Origin of the sequence: Candidatus Brocadia sapporoensis, assembly GCF_001753675.2 — a bacterium.
Classification (GTDB): domain Bacteria; phylum Planctomycetota; class Brocadiia; order Brocadiales; family Brocadiaceae; genus Brocadia; species Brocadia sapporoensis.
Map to the genome: position 1 here is coordinate 1 of NZ_MJUW02000006.1, position 4,580 is coordinate 4,580.

The 4,580-nt window shown below is 40.9% G+C and carries 3 protein-coding genes; all 3 read left to right on the forward strand.

What is annotated here, in order from left to right; genetic code table 11:
• Positions 1 to 348 precede the first annotated feature (348 nt).
• Positions 349 to 1,956, forward strand: coding sequence for a multiheme c-type cytochrome (locus BIY37_RS00125; protein ID WP_070065825.1), 1,608 nt, complete (start codon positions 349 to 351; stop codon positions 1,954 to 1,956).
• Positions 1,957 to 2,135: 179 nt separating this feature from the next.
• Complete coding sequence (gene trpB / locus BIY37_RS00130; RefSeq protein ID WP_070065827.1) at positions 2,136 to 3,356, forward strand: tryptophan synthase subunit beta; 1,221 nt, start codon at positions 2,136 to 2,138, stop codon at positions 3,354 to 3,356.
• A gap of 58 nt (positions 3,357 to 3,414) precedes the next feature.
• The gene (gene trpA, locus BIY37_RS00135) at positions 3,415 to 4,218 is read left to right on the forward strand and encodes a tryptophan synthase subunit alpha (protein ID WP_070065826.1); all 804 of its coding nucleotides are present in this window, start codon (positions 3,415 to 3,417) and stop codon (positions 4,216 to 4,218) included.
• The last annotated feature ends 362 nt before the right edge of the window (positions 4,219 to 4,580 follow it).

The following is a 4,580-nucleotide window of genomic DNA, read 5'->3' on the forward strand; positions in this document are numbered from 1 at the left end:
ACTACGAAGAGCTGGGTTATGTGGGTCATTCACCACTGCCCAGCTCTTTGTGTTTGATTTTTTTTTTTGCGGTTATAGTTGCATAATTGTAATGTTTTTTCATGAAAAGTTAAACAAAATGTGCTTGACAAGATTGATTTTTAAAGTATAATGACAAAGCTTTGTATTGTTGATGTATTACGTCTAATTTCAATGTATTATAATAGAAGATAAGATAGGAAGGGGGGTGGTTTTTCCAAGCAAAGAAATTTTATTGTATGTGCGGTTACCTAAGGTTTTTGTGAGAAGAATTAGGTAATAATTGTAGATTATAAAAGGCATAGGCTAAGAAAGAAAGGAGAGGTTGTAATGCTTGATATTTTGAAAAAACCATTGTCCAGAATTGCATTTGCTATTACTGGAATATCGCTATTGGCGTGTACAATGGGTAATGGTATTGCGAAGGCGGAAGGTCCTACATTTCAGGATGTAGCATCGCAAGTGTTTGGTCAGGCAGTCGGGCCAGATAATGACGGTACGCTGTATGTGTTTGGATTGACGGCAAAGTATACTCAGCCTAAATATGTTGATGGAAGAGGGCCATATAAATCATTCTTGAAGTTCTTACCTTCAATACGTTGGTATGACCCGGAGCATTATTGGACACCTGGTAGTCAAAATGAAGGTGTGTTTAAAAATGAAGAGTGCGTCTTATGCCATACGGTCCAGACTCCTACCATCGTGAAGGATTGGAAGAAAAGTGCTCATGGAAATTTGGAGATAAGGAGAGGTCTTGGTGTAAAAGGAAAAGATGGAAAGCCAGTTGAGGGTACGGTTGGCTGTGATGTGTGTCACGGCAACGACCATCAGAAGCTTTTTATGCCTACCTATAAAAATTGCGGTGAGTGTCATCCGAAAGAGACTGCAGAGCATAGGTCTGGTGGCTTAGGTTCTCATACCCATGCATTTACAGTGAATGTGTTGGAGTTTTCGTGGCATGTTGGAAAACCTGCTGAGGAAGTTGCAGGCTGCGCAGAATGCCATGCTATTGCTGAAAACAGATGTGATGGTTGTCATACCAGGCACGTGTTCAGCCCTGCAGAAGCCAGAAAGCCAACTGCTTGCAGATTCTGCCATATGGGTATCGACCACGACGAATGGGCAATGTATAATACATCCATTCACGGATGTTTGTATGAAGCTGAATCAGCGACCATGGATTGGAGTAAGCCTTCGAAGAAAGGCAACTACAGGGTTCCAGCGTGTGCATATTGTCACATGCAGGATGGAAACCACAACCCACAACAATTTGGAACCATCTATAGTGATATGGGCATGTTCCAGGTTGACCGTGGAGCGCCAAAACACAAGGCAAAAAGAGATGCATGGATAAAGAAGTGTCAGGACTGTCATTCACCAAGATTTGCTGCTGACAAGTTAGCAGAGATGGATGCAGGTGTTAATTTGAGCTTCACGAAATGGAGAGAGGCAGCCGCAGTTATTGTTGGTTGTTTCCTTGATGGTGTTGTCGATCCAATGCCAGAAGGTTCACCGCCTGATTGGTATGGTCACTATACATTTAGTTTATTGCCAGGCGGAGATCCGAGGTTCTATGCTACGTCGAACCTTGAGCGTTTGGGTCTTGAAATGATTTGCTATCTTACCGGTAACGTTTACAAAGCCTACGCTCACATGTCAATGTATAACCAGACATATGGAAACGGAAGCGCCTTTGAACAGGATAGGAAGTTAATTGAAATCAAGACTGAGGCCGCTAAGCTGAGAAGGTTTGCTGCAATTGAGAAGAAGATTGGCTTAGAGCACAAATCTGAAGCGTTTTGGCAGCATGGTGAATATCTGGATTTGTTACCAGGATGGATAAGAAAACCAGGCGATGTAGATGTTGAATGGTTCAAGAGGACTGATATTCCTCACCGTGCAAATGCAGACGCTGGTGTTGAGGTACATCATCACTAAGCAGTAATCTGATAAAATCAGATTGTAGAGTAATTAAGAAGGACTTAAACGATGAGGGTAGCAGAAAAGTAATTTGCTACCCTCATTGTGTTAATAAATTTAATGATAGAATGAATTGTTAGATAGGTTTTATGAAAAGGCGGTAATGCCCTATGGTAACGACAATGACGCAATCTAAAATGCAGGGATGTGGTGGTATATCAGGAAAAACGATCTTGCCTGACAAGACTGGTCATTTCGGACGTTTTGGCGGAAAGTTTGTTCCCGAAACGATAATGCCGGCTTTAGACCAACTGGAGAAGGCATATTTAGAAGCAAAAGGAGATCCGTCTTTTAATGCGGAATTGGATTATTATTTACGAGAATATGTGGGACGCCCCTCAACTCTCTATTATGCAGAGAGACTAACGAAAAAGCTGAATGGCGCAAAGATTTATTTAAAAAGAGAAGATCTGAACCATACTGGCGCACACAAAATCAACAACACCATCGGACAAATACTACTTGCTATAAGAATGGGCAAGAAGCGCATTATTGCAGAAACAGGAGCCGGTCAGCACGGTGTTGCCACTGCAACGGCTGCCGCTATGTTTGGAATTGATTGTGAAGTGTATATGGGAGAAGAAGACATAAGGCGGCAGGCATTGAATGTCTTCAGAATGAAGCTTCTTGGGGCAAAAGTAGTACCTGTTTCCAGTGGCTCAAGAACTTTAAAAGATGCAACAAACGAAGCACTCAGGGACTGGATGGCTTCAGTAAGGAATACCCACTATATCATAGGTTCGGTAGTTGGTCCGCATCCTTATCCTATGATAGTCCGAGATTTTCAGGTGATAATTGGTAAGGAGGTACGGAAGCAAATACTGGAAAAAGAACGGAGGTTGCCTGATTACCTCATTGCCTGTGTCGGTGGTGGGAGTAATTCAATGGGATTGTTCCATCCCTTCCTTGAAGATAGAGAGGTAAATATGATTGGAGTTGAGGCTGGTGGACTTGGTATAGAGATTGGTCAGCATGCTTCGACACTCACGAGTGGGGAAATAGGTATTTTGCATGGAAGCTCTAGTTATGTGCTGCAGGATGAGGATGGGCAAACATTGCCAGTTCATTCAATATCCGCCGGATTGGACTATCCTGGTGTCGGTCCAGAGCATAGCTATTTAAAAGATATTGGAAGGGCCAAATATGTTTCGATCACGGACGACGAGGCCGTAAATGCCTTTCAGGAATGCGCGAGATTGGAAGGAATCATTCCTGCACTGGAAGCTGCTCATGCCATAGCTTATACGATAAAGTTTGCTCCAAAACTTAGCAAGGATAAGATAATTGTTTTATGTCTATCGGGAAGCGGTGATAAAGACTCATTTGAGGTTGCGAAAAAACTCGGGTACAAAATTTAAGAATGACAATTGCGGTTGCAGTGGTACTTTAAAATACCTTTTCGAGTAATAGATTTCCATGAACAGGATTGACAGAAAGTTCCAAGAATTAAAAATAGAGAAAAAACCTGCCTTCATACCCTTTATTACTGCGGGAGATCCGGAGTTGCGAACTACGAGGGAATTAATTCTCGAATTTGAAAAAAGAGGGGCTGATATTATTGAACTCGGCATTCCTTTCTCCGATCCCATTGCAGATGGCCCTATTATACAAGCGTCGTATTACCGGGCTCTCATGAGGGGTTCCAAGGTTGCGCATGTCTTTGATATGGTTACAGAAGTTCGTAAGAAATCAGAAATCCCTATCGTCTCCATGGTATCCTATAGTACGGTATTCAAAAAAGGATACCAGAATTTTATTGAGAGTTCTCTTAAGGCAGGTTTAGATGGTCTAACCATTCCTGATCTACCGGTGGAAGAAAATCATGAGTTGTTTGAAATAGCAAAGAAGAACGATTTTAAAATTGTGTGTTTTGTTGCACCGACGACATCTGACCATCGTATGGCCATGATTGCACAACAGGCTCAGGGCTTTTTGTATTATATTTCTGTAGTAGGCATAACAGGAGTAAGAGATAAATTGCCGGATGATATCGTTCAAAATATTAAAAAACTGAAACAGATGACGAAGATACCGGTTGCTGTTGGTTTTGGTGTATCGACGTCAGATCATGCAAAAATGATCAGTACTGTTGCTGATGGAGTGATCGTAGGTAGTGCTATCATGCGCGAAATTGAAAAATATGAGAAAGAACCTACAGAGAAATTAATAAAATGTGTAGGTGACTTTGTAGGGCAGTTGATTTCAGGGACAAAAGGATAATTTTTGTGAATTTACGTTTTATAGAATAAAATTTTTTAAATCATAGAGCCAAATAATTAACTTTTTTATATTGACTTAACCATGAGATTAAGTATAATTGAAAGACTAAAAAATAGGTCTTTAAAAATTTATGTAAATTAAAATACCGTTAAGTGAGATTAAACGTTGAATATTATTCTAGAAAGGGGGGGAGCAAAAAAGTATAGTTTAATATTAATGTGTTATGGAACGCAATCGAATGACGATTGTGGCGTATGGGCACTGAGAAAGGAGGAGAATTTAAAGTATCATGCATAAATTTTTGAAATTAACATTAGCGTCGGCATTAATAGGTTGTGGAGCGATGGGGGTGGTTGGCAACC